This window comes from Pseudomonas sp. RIT-To-2, assembly GCF_029623465.1.
GTDB lineage: Bacteria > Pseudomonadota > Gammaproteobacteria > Pseudomonadales > Pseudomonadaceae > Aquipseudomonas > Aquipseudomonas silvicola.
This window is the reverse complement of sequence record NZ_JAPYKM010000009.1, coordinates 135,708-159,039: the sequence shown is the minus strand read 5'-3', so window position 1 is coordinate 159,039 and position 23,332 is coordinate 135,708. Positions and strand designations below refer to the sequence as shown.

Below are 23,332 nucleotides of genomic sequence, written 5' to 3'. Positions count from 1 at the left end.
GTCAACCTCTCGAAACGGGTGATGAGGGGCCATTGGCCGCGTTGGCGTAATGCGCCGCGCCGCCTGCACGCACCCCCGCCCAGAACAACCCGGCACGCCACTGCGCGACACCCTCGGCGCGCAGGGCACGGTAGAACACACCGTCGCTGACCTTGCGGCTGAACTGGCCGGTGCTGTACAGCCAGTCATGCACGGTGGCGGCGTAGTTGCCGTAGCCACTGACCAGTGCGAAGCCGGGGAACAGGATGGGGTTGTGCAGCGGGTCGAGGGTGGCGAAGTCCGTGAGGAAGCCACGGGGCACCGTGATCAGGCCCACCAGGTCATCGTCCAGGATGAGATCGGCGAGGAGGCGGTGTTGCCATTTACCCAGTTGTTCGGTTTTCAGCGTGGTGAGGAATTGGCTCATAGTCTTGACGGGGGCTCTTGCAGGTTTTACATCCAGCACTGGGCGATCGTGCGGTTCTACGCCCTGGGTTCGTCTTCAGGTACGTGAAAGGGCCGGGGTTACAGCTGGGTTGGCCGCAGCGAGCCATGAATTGGGAGCCACTAAGGTGTAGTGCTCGTAGATTTGAGTTTATCGAGCTCAGCCTTGAGCTCCTTGATGGCGGAGATGAGATAAGGGATGAGCCCGGTGTAATTTACCCGCCACACATCGCCACCGATCTCGTCACTTGGCTGCGTCACCAAGATGGGTAGCACTTCGTTCAACTCCTGCGCAATTACTCCTGACTCATGGAAGGGGTACTCTTCGTCGTCAAGCGTGGCACGCCGATCAAATTCGACAGGGCGAACGGCTAGGATCTTCTCCAGACCATCCAAGATTTCTACATCATTCTTCTTTAGTCGACGATCAGAACCCTGAGTGACAGTGCCTGGGACAGTCAGACTCCCAGCATAGCTGTAGCTCATTGTGGGACCGGTGGCACTGTTATCAGTATTAATGCTGCGCCACGTGAATCCACCACCACCGCCGCCTTTATTGCAGGTAAAGTTTGCCTCTCCTCCGCCAGAGCTTTCATTCCACCCAAAGTAGAGGCCTTGCCCGCTACCAATGGTGGTATTGACAGTCGTTGCACCTTTCGACGAAGCAAACTTTGGAATATAAGTTCCAGCTGAGAGGCCAAGTGTGTCACATGCTATCGCTGCGTTTGTATCGTCCAAAACTGTGCGCATAAACGGCGAGACGGTCATCAGCGCAGTAGTACTAGCACTAGCGAAATAGGGCACTTGGTTTGCTGCAAATGTGTCAAATGACAATGCAGTTAAACTGGCTGTCTTCGGTTGGCCGCCTAGGTTGTATAAGCCTGTCGCTGCATCGGTAGCGCCTGTGCCGCCCTGGCTGACGGAAATTGCGGTTGTCAACCCAACGATTTTGGGAACAGACACCGCGAGCGGTACTGAGAGGGTGCCGTCGTAACCGTAGGCCATGATTGGTCCGCCTGCAGTATTGTCTGCGTTGACGCTACGCCAAGTGAAGCCACCAGAGCCTCCCCCTCTATTGCAGATGAAATTCCCTGCACCGCCATACCCAGCTTCACCATTCCACCCGAGGTAAAGTCCCTGAGTACTAAAAAGCGCAGCAGGCGCTTGGACGGAAATCTCGGAAAAGACTGCTCGTCCATCACTTCGGCCAGTCCCTCCCTTTACCGTTGGCAACGTCTCGTAGTTCCCCGTGGTACCCAGAGCCGCCAGCTTGTCGCCGAAAGTGCTCACGATCGACCGCAACTGATCGGCCGAGGCCTTCACATAACCCTGCATGGGCGCCACTGCGTAGCTGCCTGCACCAGCGGTGGCTCCCTGATACGCTGGCAGGATCGACAGAACCGTGTCACTCGTGACATTGGTAATTTCGTACCATTTTCCATCGGGGCCCAGTAATGCATCGCCTACCCGGCTATTGGCGGCGAAGGCCGTACCGGTGCCGGTGATTGCGGTAGAATTTTGGGTGCACGCAACTGTACCTGTTCTGTACCAGGGCATATATTCTCCAAATGTGATAGCGCCGACTGACTGCGGACTGAGCGACTACATCTACAAGCGAAACGTACAAATCAAACGAAAAACAGAAAACAGAAAACACCTGACGAGCCCACTTACGAAACCGATTACTCACCATCAAAAAATATGATAATCGCTATTTGCCTGGGTACGCAAAAAGCGCGGTCCACATGTAATCTTGATAGTCGACATCAAACCTATCATAGACCCAAAGCATTAATGCACCAGCAAAGCCGCTTCTAACGCCTACCTGAACCGTGGTGGTAAATAATGTATTTTGAATCTTTTTATAACGCAATAGACCGGTCATCATATTCGCAAGGACATATGCCCCTTCAGGCCACCCTATGGAATACCGCAACCAATAGTGATTCTCGCGCCCGACCGCTGAAAACTGAGCAGTCTGCTGCGCAAACCTTACCAGAGGGTACCCACTATCATAAATAACAGAGCCGGTAGCGGCTTCACGGATGCGAATCCCAACCTTCTGATTGCTAGGCTGTACTTTGCACGACGCGATAAACCAAGCCCCAGATCGGGCATACGCCTGTACATAATTCCCATTTTCCGACATCCACCCCAGTACCATTGCAAATCCGTCCCATGCCCCTGGTTTACCGACAGGCGTGCATATTTCCATCATGGTATTGAAACCGCTATCGAATTTTATGAAAATCAGGGGGGGCTCCTGCGTTGTGACCGCGGTTGTAAACTGCACATAATGTCGGCCACGCCAACCCATACCAGGACTATAGAACCAGTTCTCCGGACCAAACAGGCCCTGGTCGACAACCATGTATACGGGTTGCTGATCAGATACCTGCAGCTGGCCTTGATTCCCTCTAATTCTAATCCCGAAACTCATAAATACCTCACGATCAACAACCACCAGTCACTCACCTTCCAATCAGTACCAGCCTCGGAATCCCAACTTACCCGCCCTTTATCAATATATATCCTAGGCTGAAATGGCCAAATACTAGAGGTAAAATCCGACTTATCACCTTCAGGATAAAATGCTTTGTCACCATACAATTTGGTAGCAAACTGAATCGCAGGCAGGAGAAAAGCACCATTCGCAGCTGCCGTCAAACCAGGTCTATCGATTGATCCGGGGCCCTTAATTACAATTTTTGTCATCTCTATAACGCTGACAGTGTAGTCCGAGGAATCCAATCTAACTGCCCCAGTTTGGGGGTCCCGCAAGCGCAAACCATAACTCATATCAGTTCCCCTATCTCAATTACTAGGAAGCCGGTGGCCTGATCCCAATATCGATCATAATTGGCGCGCATTTCCCGTCTAAACCCGGCGCCGTCGCCGTTCATTTCAAAAACACCGGACTTGCCAAGCCTCCATACTGGAACGCCTTGAGAATTAACCGCCTCAGATTGAAGACTTTCTCCAATTTTGGCATTAGTGATACTGCCATCCTGAATAAACGCCGAGTTCATAAATACCTGCCCGTTCTGCACCGCAAACGGCACAAAAGGAACCCCGCCCGCCATCGAGTTCACCACTGCAAACCGATCAGCACTGACAATGAACTGGCCCTTCAACTCTGTGCCGGTGTTTTCAATGCCCAGACCGAAGCCCGCTGCCACGTATTGGCCATTGGCATTGACCTGCATCTTCACCGACCACATTGTCGATAATTTGCCCGCGGTGTCGGCATAGGCAGTACTCGTCTGCTCAATCTTCGACGCATTATTGCCAATGGAGGCAGCCAAGCTGCCGAGCTGGGAGGCAGTGGCCGACTGGTTGTCCGCAACTACTTGCTCCAATTCGGAAATATTGGCCGAGTTGTCGCCCAGCCGAGCGTCAAGGGTTGTCAGCCGCTGTGCAAAGGCCTCGTTTTCCGAGGTTCGGACCTTGGTTTCCTGGGCAATAGTGGCGGTGGCTTTCCAGCCATTCAGGGCGTCAGCCAGGCTTCCATCATCGCCATCGACTCTGGTAGCCGCCCGCAACGCCTGGAGCTCAGTGGCATGGGAAGTGATGACGCCGTCGAGATCACTGATGTCCGCCGTGTTGACGGTAACCTGCTGTGCCAACCCATCGACTGTTTTTACTACTTGACCGATGTCCACCCAGTAGGCGGCATCAGGTGGCGAAGTGTTTCGCGGCACCGCCTGAGTCGCCTGATAGAGGCGCTGCCCCCATTGCACGGTATCACCCACAACGTAGGTCTTATCTGCCGAATAGGCCAGGATGTTATCCAAGGCATTCAGCTGATCCTGCAAGCCCGGTATCCTGCCGATCTCATCGCGCAATCCCTGCCCCAGCTCAGTATCGCCAATCTGCCCCGCAATCAGTTCCAGGATCGGCGCTGCTTCGGCGCTGGCCTGCCCGACCACACCGTTGCCCTGCGGGTACCACGGGCCCATGTTGCCCGTGCGATCCACCAGCCGCGCCCAGAAGAAGAACTGTGCGCCTGCCTTGAGGCTTTGCAGGCTGTAGTCGTTTTGTGGAAAGGCAAGGTCCGAGAGCTTCGTCGCCGCATTCAGGTCGGGAGTCGGCCCATACCAGAGTTCGGTACGCTGGGTATCCTCGGCGCCTGCCGGAAATGTCCATCTGATACCAATGCCAAATAGCAGGCTGGTGGTTACTAGCGAAGTCACGGCCGGCGGCAACCCCTCCTTGCCTTTGAGTGCGGTCAACACCGAGGTTGTCCACACTGACGAGACATCGAACGCACTGACCGCCCGCACCCGCGCCACATAACTACCCGCGTAGATGCCCACCACGTCCACGCTGTTGGCACCGGTACGCTGGACCTTGATCCAGTTGCCGCTGTCCTTGCGCCATTCCACGTCGTAGCCGACCGCGCCCGATACGGCCGGCCAGCTGATGGTCAAGGTGGTAACCGCCAGGCCCTGGGCAATGGCAGTGGTCGAGGTCAGGCTGATATCGCTCGGCGCCGGAACAACGCTGATGGGGATCACACTGATGGGTTTTTCTTCCAAGCGCGCCCCGGTGTCGATGTGCGCGTACTTGTCGGGCTGGTACTGAAGCGCGCTGATGTCGAAGTTACCTTCGGCAGTGCGGGCGACTTTCAGCACGCGGTACAGTGGGATCGCCAAGTCGTCAGCATCCAGCGCCCATTGCAGTTGCGCCGCCGGTGGTTCGCTGTAGGCGGTGGTGACGGTCAAGGCGCGGCCGTTGACAGCCTGTACAGTTCGGCCCTCGGCCTGACCGCCAGGCAGGTTGATGATCAACCGGTCACCGGCCTTGGCCTGGGTGTCGCGGTCCAGGGTAATGAGCCGATCATTGGCCGCAGTGATACGGCCGGCGACTTCACGGCCCGCCAGCAGTGAGTCGCCGATGGGAATGATATGGCCCGGCAAGGGAATCTGGCCTTCCATGCCAGTGGTGAAGCTTACCGTGCGGTCCTGATTGTTGCTCATCACCACCCATTTGCCGCGGCGCTGGGCCTCGGAGGCGCGGGTGCAGCCGATAGCGCTGATTTCCGTGGGCTTGTCGCCGAAGCGGCGCTGCAGGTCCAGGTCGGAATAGGCGATGACGTCGGTGTCGTAGTTGTTGTCCGGGTTGTCGTAGCTCACCAGGGCACGGGTATAGCGAGTCTTGGCCGAAGCACTGCCGTACGAGAAGCTACCGTCGATGACGTTCGCACGGGTGAAGACGTAGTCGTAGTCCTGGGCGCGAGGCATATCGGCCTGCATGATCAACTGGCCCTGAGCCCAGTAGGTCATGCCGCGATAGATGCCGGAAATATCACGCAGCAACGACCACGCGTCAGCCTTGCCCTGCAGGTTCATGTCGCAGAGAAAGCGCGGCTCGCTACCACCGGCGCCGTCAGGCACGCTCTGGTCACAATACTGGGCGATACGGAAAAGCTCCCACTTATCGACCATCCACGACTTGATGCGCTTGCCCAGGCCGAAACGGTCTTCGGTGCAGATACCAAAAGTGACCCAGGCCGGATTGTTCGTCCAGGCTTGCTTGAAGGTGCCATCCCACACACCGGAATAGGTGCGGGCGATAGGGTCGTAGTTGGTCGGCACCGGCCATTTCCGTGCCTTGCAACGCACAGTCACCGCCGGAATGCTGCTGAACTGCTCAGCGTCGAATTCCATGTACAGCAGGGCGGTGTTGGGATAACGCAGTTTCGCGTCAATGACCTCGGTGTAGCCCTCCACCAGCATGCTGTCGGCGATCTTGTTGGTGTTCTGGTTGGCGGTCAGACGCCGCACGCGAATTTGCCAGCCACTGGTGGCGGGCGGCAGGTCGATGCGGCGCGAGCGCTCATAGCGCGTGGTCGTCTTGCCGTCGACCGCTTCATCCAGCACGGTTTGATAAGCACCGCCGTCCGTGGCGATATCGACCGCATACTCGATGCGATAGCCGCCAACATTACCTTCGTCGTCTTGCTTCTGCAGGGCTGGCCAGGCAAGCCGCACCCGCACCGCCGACAATTGGGTGTTGCTGATCGAGCGTACCCAAGGTGTTTCGCTGTGCAGTTCGACGTTGACCGTGGTCTCGTTTTCCACTGCCGGGATACCCGGAATATAGGGTTGATCCACGGTGCCATGGCGCCACTCCCACTTCACGTTAGGAAAGTTGACGTTGCCGCTGGCATCTAGAAGCGGCGTGTTGTCCAGGTAGATATCAGCGTCGGTAGGCGTTCCTTCGAACTCGCCCTCCCCGACCGCGATCAGGATTTTGGCCAGATTGGTGGAGCGCAGGCTGTCGGATGCCTCGACTGGCGTCTTGACGCTACCGCTGCCCCCCTTGGCGCCGCTGATCTGGGTGTTCTGTGCTGTGCCCATGGTTTTCTCCAGGCGAAAAAAAACCGCCTCGTTGGCGGCCTGCGTTCCAGCGCGTGACTCAGGTTTTTTCTTCGGCGTAGATCGCCGCCGAGACGATGGCGCCGCCCCAGCGGCGCTCGCCGATGCAAATAGGTACCGGGTTTCCGCTGGCGGTGGTGTTCCTGGCACTCCCGAAGGCATACGACGGCAGGTTCTCGGGACCGGCGCTTTGCTTGAGGCCGGTAGCTTGCGGACTGAGCATTTGTACGACGCCCCCCGCCATCATCGAAAGCCCTACCGTTTGCCCCCACCCCTGCATGGCAGGGATATAGTAGGAAGCGACGAATATGACCGCCCCTATGACAGTCTGAAGAAGCCCGCCGCGCTTGCTCCCTCGGAGCACCGGCACAATCCGGACCTCGCGAGTTCCGCCACGCGAAAATGCCTGATCACTGATGTTTTCCCGATTACGGAAAACGGCGAACGTCATGCCCAACCGGCCCAGGCGTCTGATTTCCTGGTCAAACCCGGCCAGTGTGAGGCGCAGAGCCTTCAACACTTCCCACGTGGTTCCAGACTCCACCAGCCTGGTGTGGGTACGCCCGAACTTCCTCGCCAGGCTGCCGGAAAGCTTGATAGTGGTAAGAGGGCAATAGTGGATACTCATCTCAGCCATGTTCACTCCTTGAGGGGAATTGACCTACGTTCACCATAGGCCCTCGCACATTTTTTCAGCATCAATCGAGGCGGCTACATTTCCACGCGCTCGGTGGCGCAACACCAACCTCACCCGCGGCAACCAGGGCCCACCAAATACAATGATCTGCGAAGGTCGCCCATAAAGGTGGTGAAGCAAGAACGGCCCCGCCCCCTCGACTTGCGACGCCTCGCCAGGCAATTCGCCGTCAGCCCCCAGAAAAATACCCGCATGATTCGGATGCGCCGTGCGCCCCACGGCCATGACGATCAAGTCACCCCGCCGGGGGCTGTCGACGCGCACGAAACCGTTGGCCTCGTAAGCCTCCTCGTAAAGGCTGGGGCCTTGCGGGTTTTCCCACCAGCCGTCATCACGCTTGAAGTGTGGAAACTCCAGTCCCCACTCACGTTGATACCAGTCGGCGCAGGTCTGCCAGCAGTCCCATGCACCATGCACGAACGGACGACCGAGCAACGGTGTATCGCCGCTGGGCATCACGGTGCGCAGGTCACCCTCTGGCCACGACAGGATGTGCCAAGGCAGCGCGGTGGCTTCGCACATCGCCAGGTCATGACTGGAAGGCCGACTGGTGGCGTCCGGGTGGGAGTGGACAATGGCCACCACCTCGCCTCGGGCTTCCGCCGCGGCGTAGTGCGCCGGGTCCAGGTGAAACTGTTCATTGGGCGCGGTGGCGATGTTGGCGCAGGGCACGTAGTGCTCTTGCCCGTGGCTGAGAATGACCAGGCCACAGCACTCGCGCGGGTACTGCGCGGCGGCATGCCGGCGAATATCGGCCAGGGTGGACTCGCGCATGCTCAGCCCCTGGCGATCAGCGACACGGCCGGGTAACCCCCGAACGGCAGCTCGTTGCCCACACCGAAACGTGGTTCGCAGCCCCGCGCCAGCGTGGCGTCGCACACGTCGAGCTCAGGGTCGTCGGTCAGGTTACCGTCCTTGTCACGGTTCGCCCCGGTGTAGCCGCAATCCGCCCCCCGGTAGCCACCGGTCATGCACCAGTGGCACAGGGTGGTCATCTGCCGCCCGATGGATTCATTGCCCACGTCCCCGGGGCTCGCCAGTTCCCAACTGACAGACTCGCCATCCTCGTTGGTTTTCTGGTCGATGTACCAGATCTCGATAGCCTCCTGGGTCGGGTCCGCGTCGCTGTTGCCCTGGGGGAAATTCTGCGCATCCAGGTAGCGCCCCAGGGTGTGGTGCAGGGTCATCTTGAATTCGAGCAAGTCCTCGAAGGCCAGGCACAGGGCCGTGATGCGCCCATTGACGTTGCCCGCGCTGAATTTCGGCCGCATGGCCGTGCCGTCGCTGTTGGCCCCGATGCCGTCGACCTGCACCGGCCACGCAGCGTATTCGTTGCCTTGCCACCAGATTGATTTTGCCGGCATCTGGTCGACATCCACGCCTGCGGCAGCAAGCTCTGCCGCCGTATGGGCGATGGCGTGACCGTGGAAGCGCAAGACGTCAGCGCCGTAGTCACTGCCGTCGATCTCGAACAGGATGATTTCACTGCCCGGCTCCAGCTGCTGGATATCCGTGATCATCTTCATCAGCCAACTCCCTTGCCTGGAAAGGAGCGGTCGCCTGACCGCCCCATGCTCAAAAGGCGCCTCAGGCCTTCTTGACCCAGGCGGAGCCGCCTGTGCGCTGGATGGTCACGGTGGTGGTGACGACCGCGTTAAGAGCAAAGTTGAATGGAAAGTCGGACACATAGCCATCGAAGGTGAACCAGGTGCGGGTGGCGGGCAAATCGAAATCGTCACCGGCAGTGTTCAGCGTTGGCGCAATGCCCTTGCCATCTGACCAACCCACAGCCCATTTGATGGTGGTGTCGCCGTCGGCCTCGGACAGCTGATGCAAGCGGATGTGGCTGGCATTGGCAGGGTCGGCGTTCAGGCCCAGGCTGGCGGTACCGGGGGTACGCAGGCCTTTCTTGTAGCTGCGCTGGGTGGCATCCAGGCTGGTGTCTTCGATCTGCTCGGCTGGCGCGCCGCCCGGGTCGAACGAGGTAGCGTGGTCCACTTCCAGCACGGTGTAGGCGCCGGTGCCGCTGGCAGGGGGTACCAGGGCGAAGATTTGCGTTCCTTGGGTCAACATCGACATCGTTTACTCTCCTTGAAACAATAAAAAACCCGCAGATGCGGGTGTCGGGGGTGTAGCAGGCAGCTGCGCAGGCCTAGGGGGCCGGCGCGCCGTCCAGGTAAGTGTCGCTGGTGGCCGGGTCACGGCTTCTGAGGTACTGCGCCCACTCATGATTGCTCTGGGCCAGTTGCTGAATGGATTGGCTCAGGGCCGTCTGGGCGGTGGTCTGGGCTTGCAGCGCGGCGACCAGGTTGTTCAACGCCGCCAGTTCGTCTTCGTTCATCATTTTTCTCCGGTTTTCTGCCGGCGCGGCGCGGCGGCTTCGTTCAACCCCAGCCGTCGCGCCGCCCAGCGTTCGTAAAGCCCGATGGCGACATCGGCGCCCGCCATGGCCGTCAGGCAACCCAGGGCACTGGCCGACCATATGGACAGGCCGAAGGCATACAGCAACATGGTGCTGGAGACCCCGCAGATCATGCAGGCCCCTGAGCGCAGCACCAGACGCCGTAACAACGGCCAGCCAGTGGCCCCCTCCTTGTCCGCGCGCCACATTTCACCGGAAACGCCGCCCAGCAAGGCCAGTATGATGACCAGCCAGATCGGCATGTCGATCAACGTCTGTTGCTCTGTTGTCATGCATTTGTCCTCCCCTTCCATGCAGGACGCCCTGCGTTAGAAAAAAAACCGAGCCGGGTGGCATTCCAAAGGGCCCGGTCGCCCAGGCCCTTCAGTAATGCGTACCGCGATCGACGAGGCGCTGCTGGCGCGGCGTCGATCCGCTTCAAATTGTTCCTCTGGCCGCGACCCTGTCCGCCAGATAACTGCTCTTGGTGCTTTACGCTGCACACCCGGGTCAGTTGCCAACCCTCTGGACCGTTCAGGCCGATCCATCGCTGCCTTTGTCGCTACCGGTGTCGACCGGCTTGAGACAAAGATTATGCATGGATGCATATACAGTCAATGCATTGATGCATTTATTTTCGCGAATTTTTATGCCTAAAAGCATATCTCGTTCTTAATCAATGAGTTGCACCCAACGCGCACGCATGAAAAAGCCCGCTCAAGGCGGGCTACTGGGGCGACAAGGGCTAGCGGGCGTACATGCCCCACCAGAACACATGGCCCAGGATGGTGATTTGCTCTTCCTGCATCTGCGCGAAGGTGTAGTCCTCATCGGGGTGTTCCTCGCGGTTGAAGCTGCGAAGGCGGATACCCGAAGGCAGGCGATATAGCTGCTTCACCCGCAACTGGCCATTGTGGTTGATGGCGTAGAGGTCACCGTCGACGATATCGCCGATGCCGCACTTGCCCGCATTCACCCCTACGGTGGCGCCGTCGCGCAACACGGGCAGCATGCTGTTGCCCCGCACCGTCACGCATTTGGCCTGATCGAATTGCACGCCGTTGTGGCGCAGGCTGCGCTTGCCGAAACGCAGGCTGGCTTTCTCGCTTTCCTCGATGACGAATCTTCCTGATCCAGCAGCCAACTCGACCTCACGCAAAAAGGGGATGGACACTTCGTCGTCCTCGATCGGCGTGTCGTCGTCCCACAGGCTGATGTCACGCAATTCGGCATGGCCGGTGGTGGCCGCTTGGGCAGCGAGGCTCGCGCGGCCACGCAGCTGATCGGTACTGACCCGAAAATACTCGGCCAGCTTGGCGATGTGCTTGTCGGCGGGGTCGACGATCTTGCCGCTCAGAATGCGCGACAGGGTGGACTGGGGCACGCCGGTGCGGCGGTGCAACTCCGTGGCGGAGAGGCCGTCGCGCGCGAGCAGTTCTTTGAGGACGTGGGCTACGTTGCGTGTTTGCATGGCGTGCATATTGCTCGGCAACAACGCGCTTTGCAAATGCTTCAGTGCATTTTTCTTATCTATAAGGCCGTTTCAGCCCATTCGGGGGCGGCACCGCCGAAAAAATCCCTGTAGTATTCGCCGCTTGCCTTTTGACACACCCGCCACCGCGAGCCAAGTTTCTGCATGAGTGATCTTTCCAGCCACACCCCCATGATGCAGCAGTACTGGAAGCTGAAGAACCAGCACCCAGATCAGTTGATGTTCTACCGCATGGGCGATTTCTACGAGATCTTCTACGAAGACGCGAAGAAAGCGGCCAAGTTGCTGGATATCACCCTGACCGCTCGCGGCCAGTCGGCGGGGCAGTCGATTCCCATGTGCGGTATTCCCTACCACGCCGCCGAGGGCTACCTGGCCAAGCTGGTGAAGCTGGGCGAGTCGGTGGTGATCTGCGAACAGGTCGGCGACCCGGCCACCAGCAAGGGACCAGTGGAACGCCAGGTGGTGCGCATCATCACCCCAGGCACGGTGAGCGACGAGGCGCTGCTGGACGAGCGCCGCGACAACCTGATCGCCGCGGTACTGGGTGATGAGCGCCTGTTCGGCCTGGCGGTACTGGACATCACCAGCGGCAACTTCAGCGTGCTGGAGATCAAGGGCTGGGAGAACCTGCTGGCGGAGCTGGAACGCATCAACCCGGTGGAGCTGCTGATCCCCGATGACTGGCCTCAGGGCCTGCCCGCCGAGAAGCGCCGCGGCTCGCGTCGTCGCGCACCGTGGGACTTCGAGCGCGACAGCGCGCACAAGAGCCTGTGCCAGCAGTTCTCGACCCAGGACCTCAAGGGTTTTGGCTGCGAGAACCTGACCCTGGCCATCGGTGCCGCCGGTTGCCTGCTGGGCTATGCCAAGGAAACCCAGCGCACCGCCCTGCCCCACCTGCGCAGCCTGCGCCATGAGCGCCTGGATGACACCGTGGTGCTGGACGGCGCCAGCCGCCGCAACCTGGAACTGGACGTGAACCTGGCCGGCGGCCGGGACAACACTCTGCAATCGGTGATCGACCGCTGCCAGACCGCCATGGGCAGCCGCCTGCTGACCCGCTGGCTGAACCGCCCGCTGCGAGACCTGAAGGTTCTGCAGGCACGCCAAAGCTCGATTCGCTGCCTGCTGGAAGGCTACCGCTTCGAAAGCCTGCAGCCGCAGCTCAAGGAAATCGGCGACATCGAGCGCATCCTCGCCCGTATCGGCCTGCGCAACGCCCGCCCACGCGACCTGGCGCGCCTGCGCGACGCCCTGGCGGCACTGCCGGACCTGCAAGTGGCCATGTCCGACCTGGAAGCGCCGCACCTGGCGTTGCTGGCCACCATCGCCGGCACCTACCCGGAACTGGCCGACCTGCTGAGCAAGGCCATCATCGACAACCCGCCAGCGGTGATCCGCGACGGCGGCGTGCTCAAGACCGGCTATGACAGCGAGCTGGACGAGTTGCTGGCCCTGAGCGAGAACGCCGGCCAGTTCCTTATCGACCTGGAAGCACGGGAGAAGGCGCGCACCGGCCTGGCCAACCTGAAGGTCGGCTACAACCGTGTGCACGGCTATTTCATCGAACTGCCAAGCAAGCAGGCCGAGCAGGCACCCGCCGACTACATCCGTCGCCAGACCCTCAAGGGCGCCGAGCGCTTCATTACCCCGGAACTCAAGGCGTTCGAAGACAAGGCCCTGTCGGCGAAGAGTCGCGCCCTTGCCCGGGAAAAGATGCTGTATGACGCGCTGCTGGAAAACCTGATCGGCCACCTGCCGCCCCTGCAGGACACCGCCGCGGCGCTGGCCGAGCTGGACGTGCTGAGCAACCTGGCCGAGCGCGCACTCACCCTGGACCTCAATTGCCCGGTGTTCGTCGACGAACCCTGCATGCGCATCAACCAGGGTCGCCACCCGGTGGTCGAGCAGGTACTGACCACACCGTTTGTCGCCAACGACCTGGACCTGGACAACAACACGCGCATGCTGGTGATCACCGGCCCGAACATGGGCGGTAAATCCACCTACATGCGCCAGACCGCACTGATCGTGCTGATGGCCCATATCGGCAGCTTCGTGCCGGCCGCCAGTTGCGAGCTGTCACCGGTGGACCGCATCTTTACCCGGATCGGCTCCAGCGACGACCTGGCCGGCGGGCGCTCGACCTTCATGGTGGAAATGAGCGAAACTGCCAACATCCTGCACAACGCCACGGACAAGAGCCTGGTGCTGATGGACGAAGTGGGCCGTGGCACCAGCACCTTCGACGGCCTGTCGCTGGCCTGGGCCGCGGCCGAGCGCCTGGCGCAACTGCGCGCCTACACGCTGTTTGCCACCCACTATTTCGAATTGACGGTACTGCCGGAAAGCGAACCACTGGTCGCCAACGTGCACTTGAGCGCCACCGAACACAAGGAACGTATCGTGTTCCTGCACCACGTGCTGCCAGGGCCTGCCAGCCAGAGCTATGGCCTGGCCGTGGCGCAGCTGGCCGGCGTGCCGAACGCGGTCATCGCCCGCGCCAAAGAACACCTGGGCCGCCTGGAAACAGCGAGCCTGCCACACGAACCTCTCGCCAGCGCCCCGGGCCAACCCCAGGTACCGCACCAGAGCGATCTGTTCGCCAGCTTGCCGCACCCGGTGCTGGAACAACTCAGCAAGACCGACGTTGATGGCCTGACGCCACGTCAAGCAATTGAATTACTCTATACACTTAAGACACGGATCTAACGCAGCAGCGTGCAAGCTGATAGAATCCCGCGCGGTTTGGGAATGCCACGGGCTCTTAGCCTGGTCCGCCGGCTGACCAGCCCAAACCGAGCGGCCCTTGCAAAGGGGCTTCGCTGCCGCCTTGAGGAGATATTTTGAAATGACCTTCGTCGTCACCGACAACTGCATCAAGTGCAAGTACACCGACTGCGTAGAAGTCTGTCCGGTGGACTGCTTTTACGAAGGCCCGAACTTCCTGGTTATTCACCCGGATGAGTGCATCGATTGCGCGCTTTGCGAGCCTGAATGCCCTGCCGTCGCGATCTTCTCTGAAGACGAGATCCCTGCAGGGATGGAGAACTTCATCGAGCTGAACGCCGAGCTGGCAGAAGTCTGGCCAAACGTCACCGAGCGCAAGGACCCACTGCCGGACGCGGCGGAGTGGGACGGCAAGACCGGCAAGATCGAGCATCTGGAACGCTGAGGCGTTTGCAGGCTGTTGAAAGGCCCCCTCGTGGGGCCTTTTTTGTGGTTGCTCGTCAGCAGAAAGCCCTGATCGAATTCCAGGCAAAAAAAGGGGCGGTTTAACCCGCCCCGCCTTTTTGTCCCTGTTCCTTGTATTCCCTGTCATCGTCCTGATGAATCGCTTCTTGCGATGTCCTGGCCTTCGTCCTTGAAAGCCTGTGCCGAATCCTTGGCACGGGTTCGATATTAATGGAATGAGCGTGCGGTTCAAGTCGGCAAACTTTTCAGAAAAAGTCGTTACTTGGCGGAAATATCCGAGATTACGCTGGGAAAACAACAAGATACGGGCAACGTCGGAGAACCATTGACAGCAACGCCCCACAATCGCTTACAGAACCTGTACGCGATCACGCACACGCGCGCCAGCAGCACAAATGAAAACGCCCCGAACCAGTCGGGGCGTCTGCGTGGCCAGGCGGTTACTGAAACAGTGACTCGCTGGACAGGCCGTTCTTCTCGAGGATCTCGCGCAGCCTTTTCAGGCCCTCGACCTGGATCTGCCGTACCCGCTCCCGGGTCAGGCCAATTTCCAGACCTACGTCTTCAAGGGTACTGCTTTCATGGCCCCGCAGGCCGAAGCGACGTACCACCACTTCGCGCTGCTTGTCGGTGAGTTCCGACAGCCATTGGTCGATGCTCTGGGACAGGTCGTCATCCTGGAGCAGTTCACAGGGATCGGTAGGACGGTCATCCGTGAGGGTGTCCAACAGGGTCTTGTCCGAATCCGGCCCAAGGGACACGTCCACCGAACTGACTCGCTCGTTGAGCCCCAGCATGCGCTTGACCTCGCCCACCGGTTTCTCCAGCAAGCTGGCGATTTCCTCCGGTGACGGTTCATGGTCGAGCTTCTGGGTCAGTTCACGCGCCGCCCTCAAGTAGACATTGAGTTCCTTCACGACATGAATCGGCAGCCGGATGGTCCGGGTCTGGTTCATGATGGCGCGTTCGATGGTCTGGCGAATCCACCACGTGGCGTAGGTGGAAAAACGGAAGCCGCGCTCGGGGTCGAATTTCTCCACGGCGCGAATCAGGCCCAGGTTGCCTTCCTCGATCAGGTCGAGCAGGGACAGCCCACGGTTCACGTAGCGACGAGCGATTTTCACCACCAGGCGCAGGTTGCTTTCGATCATGCGCTTGCGGCCAGCCGGATCGCCTTTTTGCGACAACCGCGCAAAATGCACTTCTTCTTCCGGAGACAGCAGGGGGGAAAAGCCGATTTCATTCAAATACAGCTGCGTGGCATCCAGCGCACGGGTGTAATCGATGTACTTGTGTTGCTTGAGCGTTGTGGATTGTTTGGCCTTGGCACGAACAGAGGGAACCGCCGGTTCTTCATCCGCCTCCGCGTCCAGGACGATGCCGGTTTCCATAAGGAGCACCTCATCGTCGATGTCAAACTCCGGCGCTTCTTTGTTGAGAGCCATTTTTTATAGTCCCTTTGTTGAGTTCGACCTCAAGCTCTAGCGCCGCGCATATCCTTGGCAGCGCTGAAGCCTGTCCCCGCTACATCACGGAACAGGCTTGGCAACACGTCAGCGGCGCGGCAGGAATTGCAGCGGGTCTACAGGTTTGCCCTGGCGGCGAATTTCAAAATGAAGCTTCACCCGGTCGGTACCCGTCGAACCCATCTCGGCAATTGTCTGCCCGGCCTTGACCTGCTGCCCCTCCCGAACCAAGAGCCTGCGGTTGTGACCGTAGGCACTGACGTAGGTATCGCTGTGCTTGATGATGATCAACTCGCCGTAGCCCCGCAAGCCACTCCCGGCGTACACCACTGAACCATCAGACGCAGCAAAAACAGGCTGTCCCAATTCCCCGGCGATATCAACGCCTTTATTCAAACTACCGTTTGAAGCAAATTTTCCAATCAGGACACCATTGGCTGGCCATGTCCAACCCCCGGCGATCTTCTCGCCAGCGGGCACGGGCACAGGCTCGGGAACTGTGGCTGGAGCGCTCTGCGCCGGCGCTTTCTGGTTCTTGTCGCCCGGCACCGGGGTGAAGATGATGGGCCGACGAGTGACCGTGAAGGAGCCGCCGGGCGAAGTGGAGGTTTCAGTTTTTGTAGTGGAAGCCACTACAGTTGGCGCACGCCCATCACCGAAGCGAATGGTCTGACCCGGATGAATGGTATAGGGCTCGGGGATGCTGTTGCGCGCCGCCAAGGCCTTGTAGTCCCAGCCGTAACGAAAGGCGATGGAGAACAGGGTATCGCCGCGCTTGACCCGGTATTGGCCCGTGGTGACCGGCTGGCGCTCCGGCGCCGCGGGTGCGCTGGCCGAACCGCCATTGCTGCGGTCCACCACCCGTACGCCACCCGAAGGGCTGCTGGAACAACCGGCCAACGTGGTTGCAAGGGCGAGGCCAATCACCAGAAGCTTGTAGCTCGATAGTCCTGCATGCTGCCGATTGACTGTGGGACTCACCCGCCGCTCCCTTGAAAATGGTGGCTGATAGAAAAATAGACTGTTGTGTCGCAATTATAACCATCCACTCGGACTTTACTGACCCATTCGCGTTACAACCTGTAAAGGCTGCGCTGTCAGACACACACCCTGCGGAAGAATTCACCCAGCGCGAGAAAAGCGCTCAGGCCAAGGGGCCATTGAGCAGCGGCACGAAGCGCACCGCCCCCAGTACATGCCGAGAGAAGCCATGCTCCTCGCGCACGATCAGCATCAACTGCTGGACTTCACCGGCGCCCACCGGAATCACCAGGCGCCCCCCCGGCGCCAGTTGGTCGAGCAGGGCCTGGGGCACGTCGGTGGCCACCGCGGTGACGATGATGCCGTTGTAGGGCGCCAGCGCCGGCCAGCCTTCCCAGCCATCCCCCCAGCGGAACACCACGTTGCGCAGGTTGAGCTCCACCAGGCGTTCCTTGGCCCGGTCCTGCAGCACCTTGATACGCTCCACCGAAAATACGCGTTCAACCAGTTGCGACAGCACGGCAGTCTGGTAGCCCGAGCCGGTGCCGATCTCCAGCACCTTGTCCAATGGCCCGGCTTCCAGCAACAGCTCGCTCATGCGCGCCACCATGTAGGGCTGCGAGATGGTCTGGTTATGGCCGATGGGCAACGCCGTGTCTTCGTAGGCACGGTGCGCCAGGGCCTCGTCGACGAACAGATGACGGGGAGTACGGCGGATCACGTCCAGCACGCGGGTGTTGCTCACCCCTTCCTCGTACAGGCGCTGGATCAGCCGCTCACGGGTGCGCTGGGAGGTGAAGCCGATGCCGCGCCGGGTCAGGTCGTCTTGTTCACGCATCAGCGCAGTTCCTCCAACCAGCCTTCGAGGCTGGCGAAAGCCGGGCTGAAAGTACGGTCCAGCTGCAATGGCGTGACCGATACATACCCCTGCATGACCGCATGGAAATCGGTGCCGGGGCCGCCGTCTTCGGCATCGCCCGCCGCGGCGATCCAATAGCCCTCGCGCCCGCGGGGGTCGACCACCCGCACCGGCGCTGCCGCGCGAGCACGGTGGCCCAGGCGGGTCAGCTGAATGCCACGAATGCGGTCCAACGGCAGGTTGGGAATATTCACGTTCAGCACGGTGCGCGGCGGCAGGTCGAGCTGCTCGTGCGCCTGCACCAGGTGCCGGGCATACCAGGCCGCCGTGGCCAGGTTGTCGGGCTCGCGTGACAGGAACGAAAAGGCAAAGGCGGTACGCCCCAGGAAGCGGCCTTCCAGCGCGGCAGCGACTGTGCCCGAGTACAGCACGTCATCCCCCAGGTTGGCGCCCAGGTTTATACCGGACACGACCAGATCGGCCGGGTCCGCCAGCAAGCCATTGAGCCCCAGGTGCACGCAGTCGGTAGGGGTGCCGTTGACGCTGATGAAGCCGTTGGCCAACCACTGCGGGTGCAGCGGCCGGTCCAGCGTCAGCGAACTGCTGGCACCACTGCGGTCCTGGTCCGGGGCGATCACCGTGCATTCGGCATAGTCGGCCAGCGCTTCGTAAAGCGCGGCCAGGCCGGGGGCGGCGACCCCGTCATCGTTAGAAATCAGAATACGCATGGGCTGTCCGTGTGCCCTGCAGGCAGCAGATCGACGAGCTCGCGCACCACGACAGTGGCGAAGCATCCGGCCGGCAGGACGAATTCCAATTGCAGAATGTCAGGCTCTGGATAATGCCACGTCAAACCGCCGATGGGCAGCCGCAGGATGCGTCGTTCGTGCGCCATGCCCGCTTTTGCCAGCCATTGACCAAGCGGCGCCAGAGCTGCACCGACATTCTGTTCCAATGCATGGATGGCGCCAGCAGCCGGCGAGTCACCTTCGCCCCACAACGGGCCGGTGGGGTGCAGGTCGAGAATGGCCAGGCGTGGGTCGCTGCACTCGGCCTCACCGGCCGGGAAGAAGCTGCGGCTGTCGGTGAACGCCAGCAGGTCGCCGACCTGGGCCTGGTTCCAGGTGCCATCGGCCACCCTTGCCGCCAGCACCTGATTGAACAGATAGCTGCGCGCCGTGGACAGCAACCGCGAGCGCACATTGCGCTGCTCGGGCAGGGCCTGGCGCTCGGCCCACTGACGAGCATCATGGACGTTGCCACCTTGGAAACCGAAGCGCTGGGTACCGAAGTAATTCGGTACGCCAGTCTGGCTCAACTGCTTCAGCCTGGCGTCCAGCGCCTCGCGGTCGGCCTGCAGCCCGGTCAGGCGCAAGGTGAAGCCGTTGGCCGAGTGAGCGCCGCGCTGCAGCTTGCGCTTGTGCCGGGCCACCTTGAGGATGCTCAGGGTTTCGTTTTCAGCAGCACGCAGGTCAGGGTCGGCCTTGCCCGGCAGGTGCAGGCTGAACCACTGGCGGGTCAGCGCCTGGCGGTCCTTCAACCCGGCATAGCTGACGGTGCGCAGCGGCACGCCAGCGGCCTTGGCCAGGCGACGGGCCGCTTCCTCGGTGTTGAGATTGCGTTTTTCCACCCACAGCCAGAGGTGCTCGCCCTCGCCCGCCAGGGGAATATCCAGCACCTCGTCGACCTGGAAGTCGTCGGCGGTGGCTTTCAGTACGGCACGGCCCAGTGCAGGCCCGGCGGCGCAGGGGCCCAGCAATTCGAATTCAGTCATGCTGTGAGCAACAAGGCCACGGCGTGAACCGCGATCCCTTCCTCACGGCCGGTGAAACCCAGCTTTTCGGTGGTGGTGGCCTTGACGTTGACCTGGTCCAGTTCGACCTGAAGGTCTTCGGCGATGAGGCTGCGCATGGTGTCGATGTGCGGGGCCATCTTGGGCGCCTGGGCCACGATGGTGGCGTCGACATTGCCGACCTTCCAACCCTTGGCCTGGACGATACCCACCACATGACGCAACAGCACACGGCTGTCAGCCCCCTTGAACTGCGGATCAGTGTCGGGGAAGTGCTTGCCGATGTCACCCAGTGCCGCGGCGCCGAGCAAGGCATCGCTCAAGGCGTGCAGCAGCACGTCGCCGTCGGAATGGGCGAGCAGGCCGAATGTGTGAGCGATGCGAACGCCGCCCAGGGTAATGAAATCGCCGTCAGCGAAACGGTGCACATCGTAGCCGTGGCCAATACGCATAAAAAGGAACGCCCTGAATGAGACAGGGCGTGATTCTACCTGCTTTACGTAACAACGGGGCTGCAAAAAGCGGCGCCGGAATGCCGCCGATCAGCGGCAAAACGACATCACCCTGCAGCTTCCCGGGCTCGCCCGTTCCAACGGGAAACACCGTTACGCCAGCGCCTTGGCGTGATGGCGCAAATGGTCGTCGATGAAACTGGCGATGAAGTAATAGCTGTGGTCATAGCCCGGCTGCATGCGCAGCTCCAGGTCGTGCCCCGCCGCCTTCGCCGCCTGCACCAGGGCTTCGGGCTTGAGCTGGTTTTCCAGGAAGTCGTCGCGGTCACCCTGGTCCACCAGCAGCGCCAACGGCGCCTTGGCTTCGCTCAGCAACACCGAGGCATCCCACTCGCGCCAGCGCGAACGCTCTTCGCCCAGGTAGCGGGAGAAGGCTTTCTGGCCCCAGGGGCAATCCATGGGGTTGCTGATGGGCGAAAACGCCGAGACCGAGGTGTATCGCCCAGGGTTGCGCAGGGCACACACCAGCGCCCCGTGCCCACCCATGGAATGGCCGCTGATGGCGCGACGGTCCGAGGCGGGAAAATGCGCTTCCACCAGCGCTGGCAGCTCGCTGACCACGTAATCGTGCATGCGGTAGTGCTGGGCCCAGGGCTGCTGGGTGGCATTGAGGTAGAACCCCGCCCCCTGGCCAAAGTCCCAGGCGCCGTCCGGGTCACCCGGCACGTCCGCGCCGCGCGGGCTGGTGTCGGGCGCCACGATGATCAGCCCCAGCTCGGCAGCCAGCTTGTGGGCGCCGGCCTTCTGCATGAAGTTCTCGTCGGTACAGGTCAGGCCCGAGAGCCAATACAGCACCGGCAACTTGCCGCCCTGCTCCGCCTGGGGCGGCAGGTACACCGCGAACACCATGTCACACCCCAGCACCTCGGAACGATGGCGGTAGCGCTTGTGCCAGCCACCTGCGCTTTTCTGGCAGGAAATATTGTCCAGCGTCATAGATTTTCTCCAGCGTCAGGCCTCAAGCCGCAAGAGGCACGCATCCCCTTGCAGCTTGCCGCTGCTCCTCAGAAGTGGATGACCGAACGGATGCTCTTGCCTTCATGCATCAGGTCGAACGCCTTGTTGATGTCTTCCAGGCCCATGGTGTGGGTGATGAAGGTATCCAGCGGAATCTCGCCCTTCTCGGCCATTTCCACGTAGCTTGGTAGCTCGGTGCGGCCACGCACGCCGCCGAAAGCCGAACCGCGCCACACGCGCCCGGTGACCAGCTGGAACGGACGGGTGGAGATTTCCTGGCCGGCACCGGCCACACCGATGATGACGGATTCGCCCCAGCCCTTGTGGCAGCATTCCAGTGCGGCGCGCATCAGTTGTACGTTGCCGATGCACTCGAAGGAGAAGTCCACGCCGCCGTCGGTCATGTCGACGATGACTTCCTGGATCGGGCGGTCGAAGTCTTTCGGGTTGACGCAGTCGGTAGCACCCAGTTGACGAGCGATCTCGAACTTGGCCGGGTTGATGTCGATGGCGATGATGCGGCTGGCCTTGGCCTTGACCGCGCCGATCACGGCCGACAGGCCGATACCGCCCAGGCCGAAGATGGCCACGGTGTCACCAGGCTTGACCTTGGCGGTATTCAGCACGGCACCGATACCGGTGGTGACGCCGCAACCCAGCAGGCAGACTTTCTCCAGCGGTGCTTCCTTCTGGATCTTGGCCACGGAGATTTCCGGCAGCACGGTGTATTCCGAGAAGGTCGAGGTGCCCATGTAGTGGAACAGTGGCTTGCCGTTGTAGGAGAAACGCGAGGTGCCGTCGGGCATCAGGCCCTTGCCCTGGGTGGCGCGCACCGCCTGGCACAGGTTGGTCTTGCCGCTCAGGCAGAATTTGCACTGCCGGCACTCGGCGGTATACAGCGGGATAACGTGGTCGCCCACGGCCACCGAGGTCACGCCTTCGCCGATCGCTTCGACAATACCGCCACCTTCATGGCCCAGGATCGACGGGAAGATGCCTTCCGGGTCGGCACCGGACAAGGTGTACGCGTCGGTGTGGCAGACACCCGAAGCGACTACCCGCACCAGTACCTCGCCCGCCTTGGGCATGGCCACGTCCACTTCGACGATTTCCAGCGGCTTCTTGGCCTCGAATGCTACCGCGGCACGGGACTTGATCATCGCAACCTGCTCCTGACGTGTTGAATAAGACCTCCAGTGTAATTCATGCACAGATGATGAATAATCCGAGCAAAGGCAAAACATTATTGCTGTACAGGGACAATCAATGAGCGATAACCGCTGGGATGGCATCGACGAATTCGTTGCCGTGGCCGAATGCAGCCATTTCACCGCCGCCGCCGAGCGCCTGGGCATTTCCTCCTCGCACATCAGCCGGCAGATCGCCCGGCTGGAGGAACGCCTGCAGACGCGGCTGCTGTACCGCAGCACCCGGCGGGTGACCCTGACCGAAGCCGGGCAGACCTTCCTGCAGCACTGCCAGCGCCTGCAGGACGGGCGCGAGGAAGCCCTGCGCGCCATGGGCGACCTCAACAGCGAGCCCAAGGGGCTGCTGCGCATGACCTGCGCGGTTGCCTATGGCGAACGGTTCATCGTGCCGCTGGTGACCCGCTTCATGAGCCAGTACCCGCAATTGCGGGTGGACATCGAACTGAGCAACCGCACCCTGGACCTGGTACATGAGGGCCTGGACCTGGCCATTCGCCTGGGGCGCCTGCAGGATTCGCGGCAGATAGCCTCGCGGCTGGCGCCACGGCGCATGTACCTGTGCGCATCCCCCACCTACCTGGAGCGTTACGGGCGGCCCCATAGCCTGTCGGAGCTGGCGCGGCACAACTGCCTGATCGGCAGCACAGACCAGTGGCCATTGCAGAATGACGGCCGTGAGCTGACCCAGCGGGTACAAGGCAACTGGCGCTGCAACAGCGGCCAGGCCGTGCTGGATGCCGCGCTGCAAGGGATGGGCTTATGCCAGCTACCTGATTATTACGTGCTGGAGCATCTGAAAACGGGCGCGCTGGTGTCGCTGCTGGAGGCGCACCAACCGCCGAATACCGCCGTGTGGGCGTTGTACCCGCAGCAACGGCATTTGTCGCCGAAGGTGAGGAAACTGGTGGACTTCCTGAAGGCAGGGTTGGCGTCAAGGCCAGAGTATCAGGGTGCCTGAATAGAGCGCTG

Annotated in this window: 22 protein-coding genes; 3 read left to right on the top strand and 19 right to left on the bottom strand. The window is 60.9% G+C overall.

Translation table 11 applies throughout. The features are described from left to right. Window position 1: 1 nt before the first annotated feature. The 11 genes from QBK88_RS10990 to QBK88_RS10940 form a co-directional block, all read right to left on the bottom strand. Entirely contained in the window at window positions 2–406 is a 405-nt protein-coding gene (locus QBK88_RS10990; RefSeq protein WP_277962055.1) for a DUF1353 domain-containing protein, read from the bottom strand. 140 nt (window positions 407–546) lie between these two features. After that, window positions 547–1,980 (bottom strand): tail fiber domain-containing protein, encoded by a 1,434-nt coding sequence (locus QBK88_RS10985; RefSeq protein WP_277962054.1) that lies wholly within the window; start codon window positions 1,978–1,980, stop codon window positions 547–549. Between the two features lie 154 nt (window positions 1,981–2,134). Next, a complete protein-coding gene (locus tag QBK88_RS10980; RefSeq protein ID WP_277962053.1) occupies window positions 2,135–2,887 on the bottom strand; it encodes a hypothetical protein in 753 nt (250 codons plus the stop codon). Window positions 2,888–3,218: 331 nt separating this feature from the next. After that, on the bottom strand, window positions 3,219–6,785 hold the full coding sequence (locus tag QBK88_RS10975) for a phage tail protein (RefSeq protein WP_277962052.1): 3,567 nt from the start codon (window positions 6,783–6,785) through the stop codon (window positions 3,219–3,221). Between the two features lie 58 nt (window positions 6,786–6,843). Further along, complete coding sequence (locus tag QBK88_RS10970) at window positions 6,844–7,440, bottom strand: tail assembly protein (RefSeq protein ID WP_277962051.1); 597 nt, start codon at window positions 7,438–7,440, stop codon at window positions 6,844–6,846. Window positions 7,441–7,470: 30 nt separating this feature from the next. Next, window positions 7,471–8,274: a C40 family peptidase gene (locus QBK88_RS10965; RefSeq protein ID WP_277962050.1), complete on the bottom strand. Its 804-nt coding sequence runs from the start codon at window positions 8,272–8,274 to the stop codon at window positions 7,471–7,473. 2 nt (window positions 8,275–8,276) lie between these two features. Continuing rightward, window positions 8,277–9,026 carry a phage minor tail protein L gene (locus QBK88_RS10960; RefSeq protein ID WP_277962049.1) on the bottom strand — a complete coding sequence of 250 codons (750 nt, stop codon included), beginning with the start codon at window positions 9,024–9,026 and terminating at the stop codon, window positions 8,277–8,279. Between the two features lie 61 nt (window positions 9,027–9,087). After that, complete coding sequence (locus tag QBK88_RS10955; protein WP_277962048.1) at window positions 9,088–9,579, bottom strand: phage tail tube protein; 492 nt, start codon at window positions 9,577–9,579, stop codon at window positions 9,088–9,090. 73 nt (window positions 9,580–9,652) lie between these two features. Further along, window positions 9,653–9,841 carry a hypothetical protein gene (locus QBK88_RS10950; protein ID WP_277962047.1) on the bottom strand — a complete coding sequence of 63 codons (189 nt, stop codon included), beginning with the start codon at window positions 9,839–9,841 and terminating at the stop codon, window positions 9,653–9,655. Beyond that, window positions 9,841–10,194, bottom strand: a complete 354-nt coding sequence (locus tag QBK88_RS10945) for a phage holin family protein (RefSeq protein ID WP_277962046.1) — start codon at window positions 10,192–10,194, stop codon at window positions 9,841–9,843. Before QBK88_RS10945 ends, QBK88_RS10950 begins: the two co-directional genes overlap by 1 nt. Before the next feature lie 452 nt (window positions 10,195–10,646). After that, on the bottom strand, window positions 10,647–11,372 hold the full coding sequence (locus QBK88_RS10940) for an XRE family transcriptional regulator (protein ID WP_277962045.1): 726 nt from the start codon (window positions 11,370–11,372) through the stop codon (window positions 10,647–10,649). 165 nt (window positions 11,373–11,537) lie between these two features. Here QBK88_RS10940 and mutS point away from each other — a divergent pair, with 165 nt between their 5' ends. Both mutS and fdxA read left to right on the top strand, forming a co-directional pair. After that, window positions 11,538–14,105 (top strand): DNA mismatch repair protein MutS, encoded by a 2,568-nt coding sequence (gene mutS, locus QBK88_RS10935; RefSeq protein ID WP_277962044.1) that lies wholly within the window; start codon window positions 11,538–11,540, stop codon window positions 14,103–14,105. 139 nt (window positions 14,106–14,244) lie between these two features. Beyond that, a complete protein-coding gene (fdxA, locus tag QBK88_RS10930) occupies window positions 14,245–14,568 on the top strand; it encodes a ferredoxin FdxA (protein WP_158153553.1) in 324 nt (107 codons plus the stop codon). Window positions 14,569–15,028: 460 nt separating this feature from the next. Here the strand turns inward: fdxA and rpoS are convergent, their stop codons facing one another. The 8 genes from rpoS to QBK88_RS10890 all read right to left on the bottom strand — a co-directional run bounded on the left by rpoS (window position 15,029) and on the right by QBK88_RS10890 (window position 22,315). Then, on the bottom strand, window positions 15,029–16,033 hold the full coding sequence (gene rpoS / locus QBK88_RS10925; protein ID WP_277962043.1) for an RNA polymerase sigma factor RpoS: 1,005 nt from the start codon (window positions 16,031–16,033) through the stop codon (window positions 15,029–15,031). Between the two features lie 108 nt (window positions 16,034–16,141). Beyond that, window positions 16,142–17,035, bottom strand: a complete 894-nt coding sequence (locus QBK88_RS10920; RefSeq protein ID WP_268151387.1) for a peptidoglycan DD-metalloendopeptidase family protein — start codon at window positions 17,033–17,035, stop codon at window positions 16,142–16,144. Window positions 17,036–17,198: 163 nt separating this feature from the next. Beyond that, window positions 17,199–17,873, bottom strand: a complete 675-nt coding sequence (locus tag QBK88_RS10915) for a protein-L-isoaspartate(D-aspartate) O-methyltransferase (protein WP_176571774.1) — start codon at window positions 17,871–17,873, stop codon at window positions 17,199–17,201. Then, on the bottom strand, window positions 17,873–18,622 hold the full coding sequence (gene surE / locus QBK88_RS10910; RefSeq protein WP_277962042.1) for a 5'/3'-nucleotidase SurE: 750 nt from the start codon (window positions 18,620–18,622) through the stop codon (window positions 17,873–17,875). The genes QBK88_RS10915 and surE overlap by 1 nt, the downstream gene beginning before the upstream one ends. Continuing rightward, on the bottom strand, window positions 18,610–19,668 hold the full coding sequence (truD, locus tag QBK88_RS10905; RefSeq protein ID WP_277962041.1) for a tRNA pseudouridine(13) synthase TruD: 1,059 nt from the start codon (window positions 19,666–19,668) through the stop codon (window positions 18,610–18,612). The genes surE and truD overlap by 13 nt, the downstream gene beginning before the upstream one ends. Next, complete coding sequence (gene ispF / locus QBK88_RS10900) at window positions 19,665–20,138, bottom strand: 2-C-methyl-D-erythritol 2,4-cyclodiphosphate synthase (protein WP_268149231.1); 474 nt, start codon at window positions 20,136–20,138, stop codon at window positions 19,665–19,667. The genes truD and ispF overlap by 4 nt, the downstream gene beginning before the upstream one ends. Window positions 20,139–20,291: 153 nt before the next feature. After that, window positions 20,292–21,134: an S-formylglutathione hydrolase gene (fghA, locus tag QBK88_RS10895; RefSeq protein ID WP_277962040.1), complete on the bottom strand. Its 843-nt coding sequence runs from the start codon at window positions 21,132–21,134 to the stop codon at window positions 20,292–20,294. Between the two features lie 68 nt (window positions 21,135–21,202). Next, window positions 21,203–22,315, bottom strand: coding sequence for an S-(hydroxymethyl)glutathione dehydrogenase/class III alcohol dehydrogenase (locus QBK88_RS10890; RefSeq protein ID WP_268149229.1), 1,113 nt, complete (start codon window positions 22,313–22,315; stop codon window positions 21,203–21,205). Window positions 22,316–22,421: 106 nt separating this feature from the next. Here QBK88_RS10890 and QBK88_RS10885 point away from each other — a divergent pair, with 106 nt between their 5' ends. After that, complete coding sequence (locus QBK88_RS10885; RefSeq protein WP_277962039.1) at window positions 22,422–23,321, top strand: LysR substrate-binding domain-containing protein; 900 nt, start codon at window positions 22,422–22,424, stop codon at window positions 23,319–23,321. Window positions 23,322–23,332: the final 11 nt, after the last annotated feature.

Bases quoted from the DNA above. Each gene is read 5' to 3' on its own strand.
- QBK88_RS10990 (WP_277962055.1), bottom strand. From the start codon at position 406: ATGAGCCAATTCCTCACCACGCTGAAAACCGAACAACTGGGTAAATGG.
- QBK88_RS10985 (WP_277962054.1), bottom strand. From the start codon at position 1,980: ATGCCCTGGTACAGAACAGGTACAGTTGCGTGCACCCAAAATTCTACC.
- QBK88_RS10975 (WP_277962052.1), bottom strand. From the start codon at position 6,785: ATGGGCACAGCACAGAACACCCAGATCAGCGGCGCCAAGGGGGGCAGC.
- QBK88_RS10970 (WP_277962051.1), bottom strand. From the start codon at position 7,440: ATGGCTGAGATGAGTATCCACTATTGCCCTCTTACCACTATCAAGCTT.
- QBK88_RS10965 (WP_277962050.1), bottom strand. From the start codon at position 8,274: ATGCGCGAGTCCACCCTGGCCGATATTCGCCGGCATGCCGCCGCGCAG.
- QBK88_RS10960 (WP_277962049.1), bottom strand. From the start codon at position 9,026: ATGAAGATGATCACGGATATCCAGCAGCTGGAGCCGGGCAGTGAAATC.
- QBK88_RS10955 (WP_277962048.1), bottom strand. From the start codon at position 9,579: ATGTCGATGTTGACCCAAGGAACGCAAATCTTCGCCCTGGTACCCCCT.
- QBK88_RS10950 (WP_277962047.1), bottom strand. From the start codon at position 9,841: ATGAACGAAGACGAACTGGCGGCGTTGAACAACCTGGTCGCCGCGCTG.
- QBK88_RS10945 (WP_277962046.1), bottom strand. From the start codon at position 10,194: ATGACAACAGAGCAACAGACGTTGATCGACATGCCGATCTGGCTGGTC.
- QBK88_RS10940 (WP_277962045.1), bottom strand. From the start codon at position 11,372: ATGCAAACACGCAACGTAGCCCACGTCCTCAAAGAACTGCTCGCGCGC.
- mutS (WP_277962044.1), top strand. From the start codon at position 11,538: ATGAGTGATCTTTCCAGCCACACCCCCATGATGCAGCAGTACTGGAAG.
- fdxA (WP_158153553.1), top strand. From the start codon at position 14,245: ATGACCTTCGTCGTCACCGACAACTGCATCAAGTGCAAGTACACCGAC.
- rpoS (WP_277962043.1), bottom strand. From the start codon at position 16,033: ATGGCTCTCAACAAAGAAGCGCCGGAGTTTGACATCGACGATGAGGTG.
- QBK88_RS10915 (WP_176571774.1), bottom strand. From the start codon at position 17,873: ATGCGTGAACAAGACGACCTGACCCGGCGCGGCATCGGCTTCACCTCC.
- surE (WP_277962042.1), bottom strand. From the start codon at position 18,622: ATGCGTATTCTGATTTCTAACGATGACGGGGTCGCCGCCCCCGGCCTG.
- truD (WP_277962041.1), bottom strand. From the start codon at position 19,668: ATGACTGAATTCGAATTGCTGGGCCCCTGCGCCGCCGGGCCTGCACTG.
- ispF (WP_268149231.1), bottom strand. From the start codon at position 20,138: ATGCGTATTGGCCACGGCTACGATGTGCACCGTTTCGCTGACGGCGAT.
- fghA (WP_277962040.1), bottom strand. From the start codon at position 21,134: ATGACGCTGGACAATATTTCCTGCCAGAAAAGCGCAGGTGGCTGGCAC.
- QBK88_RS10890 (WP_268149229.1), bottom strand. From the start codon at position 22,315: ATGATCAAGTCCCGTGCCGCGGTAGCATTCGAGGCCAAGAAGCCGCTG.
- QBK88_RS10885 (WP_277962039.1), top strand. From the start codon at position 22,422: ATGAGCGATAACCGCTGGGATGGCATCGACGAATTCGTTGCCGTGGCC.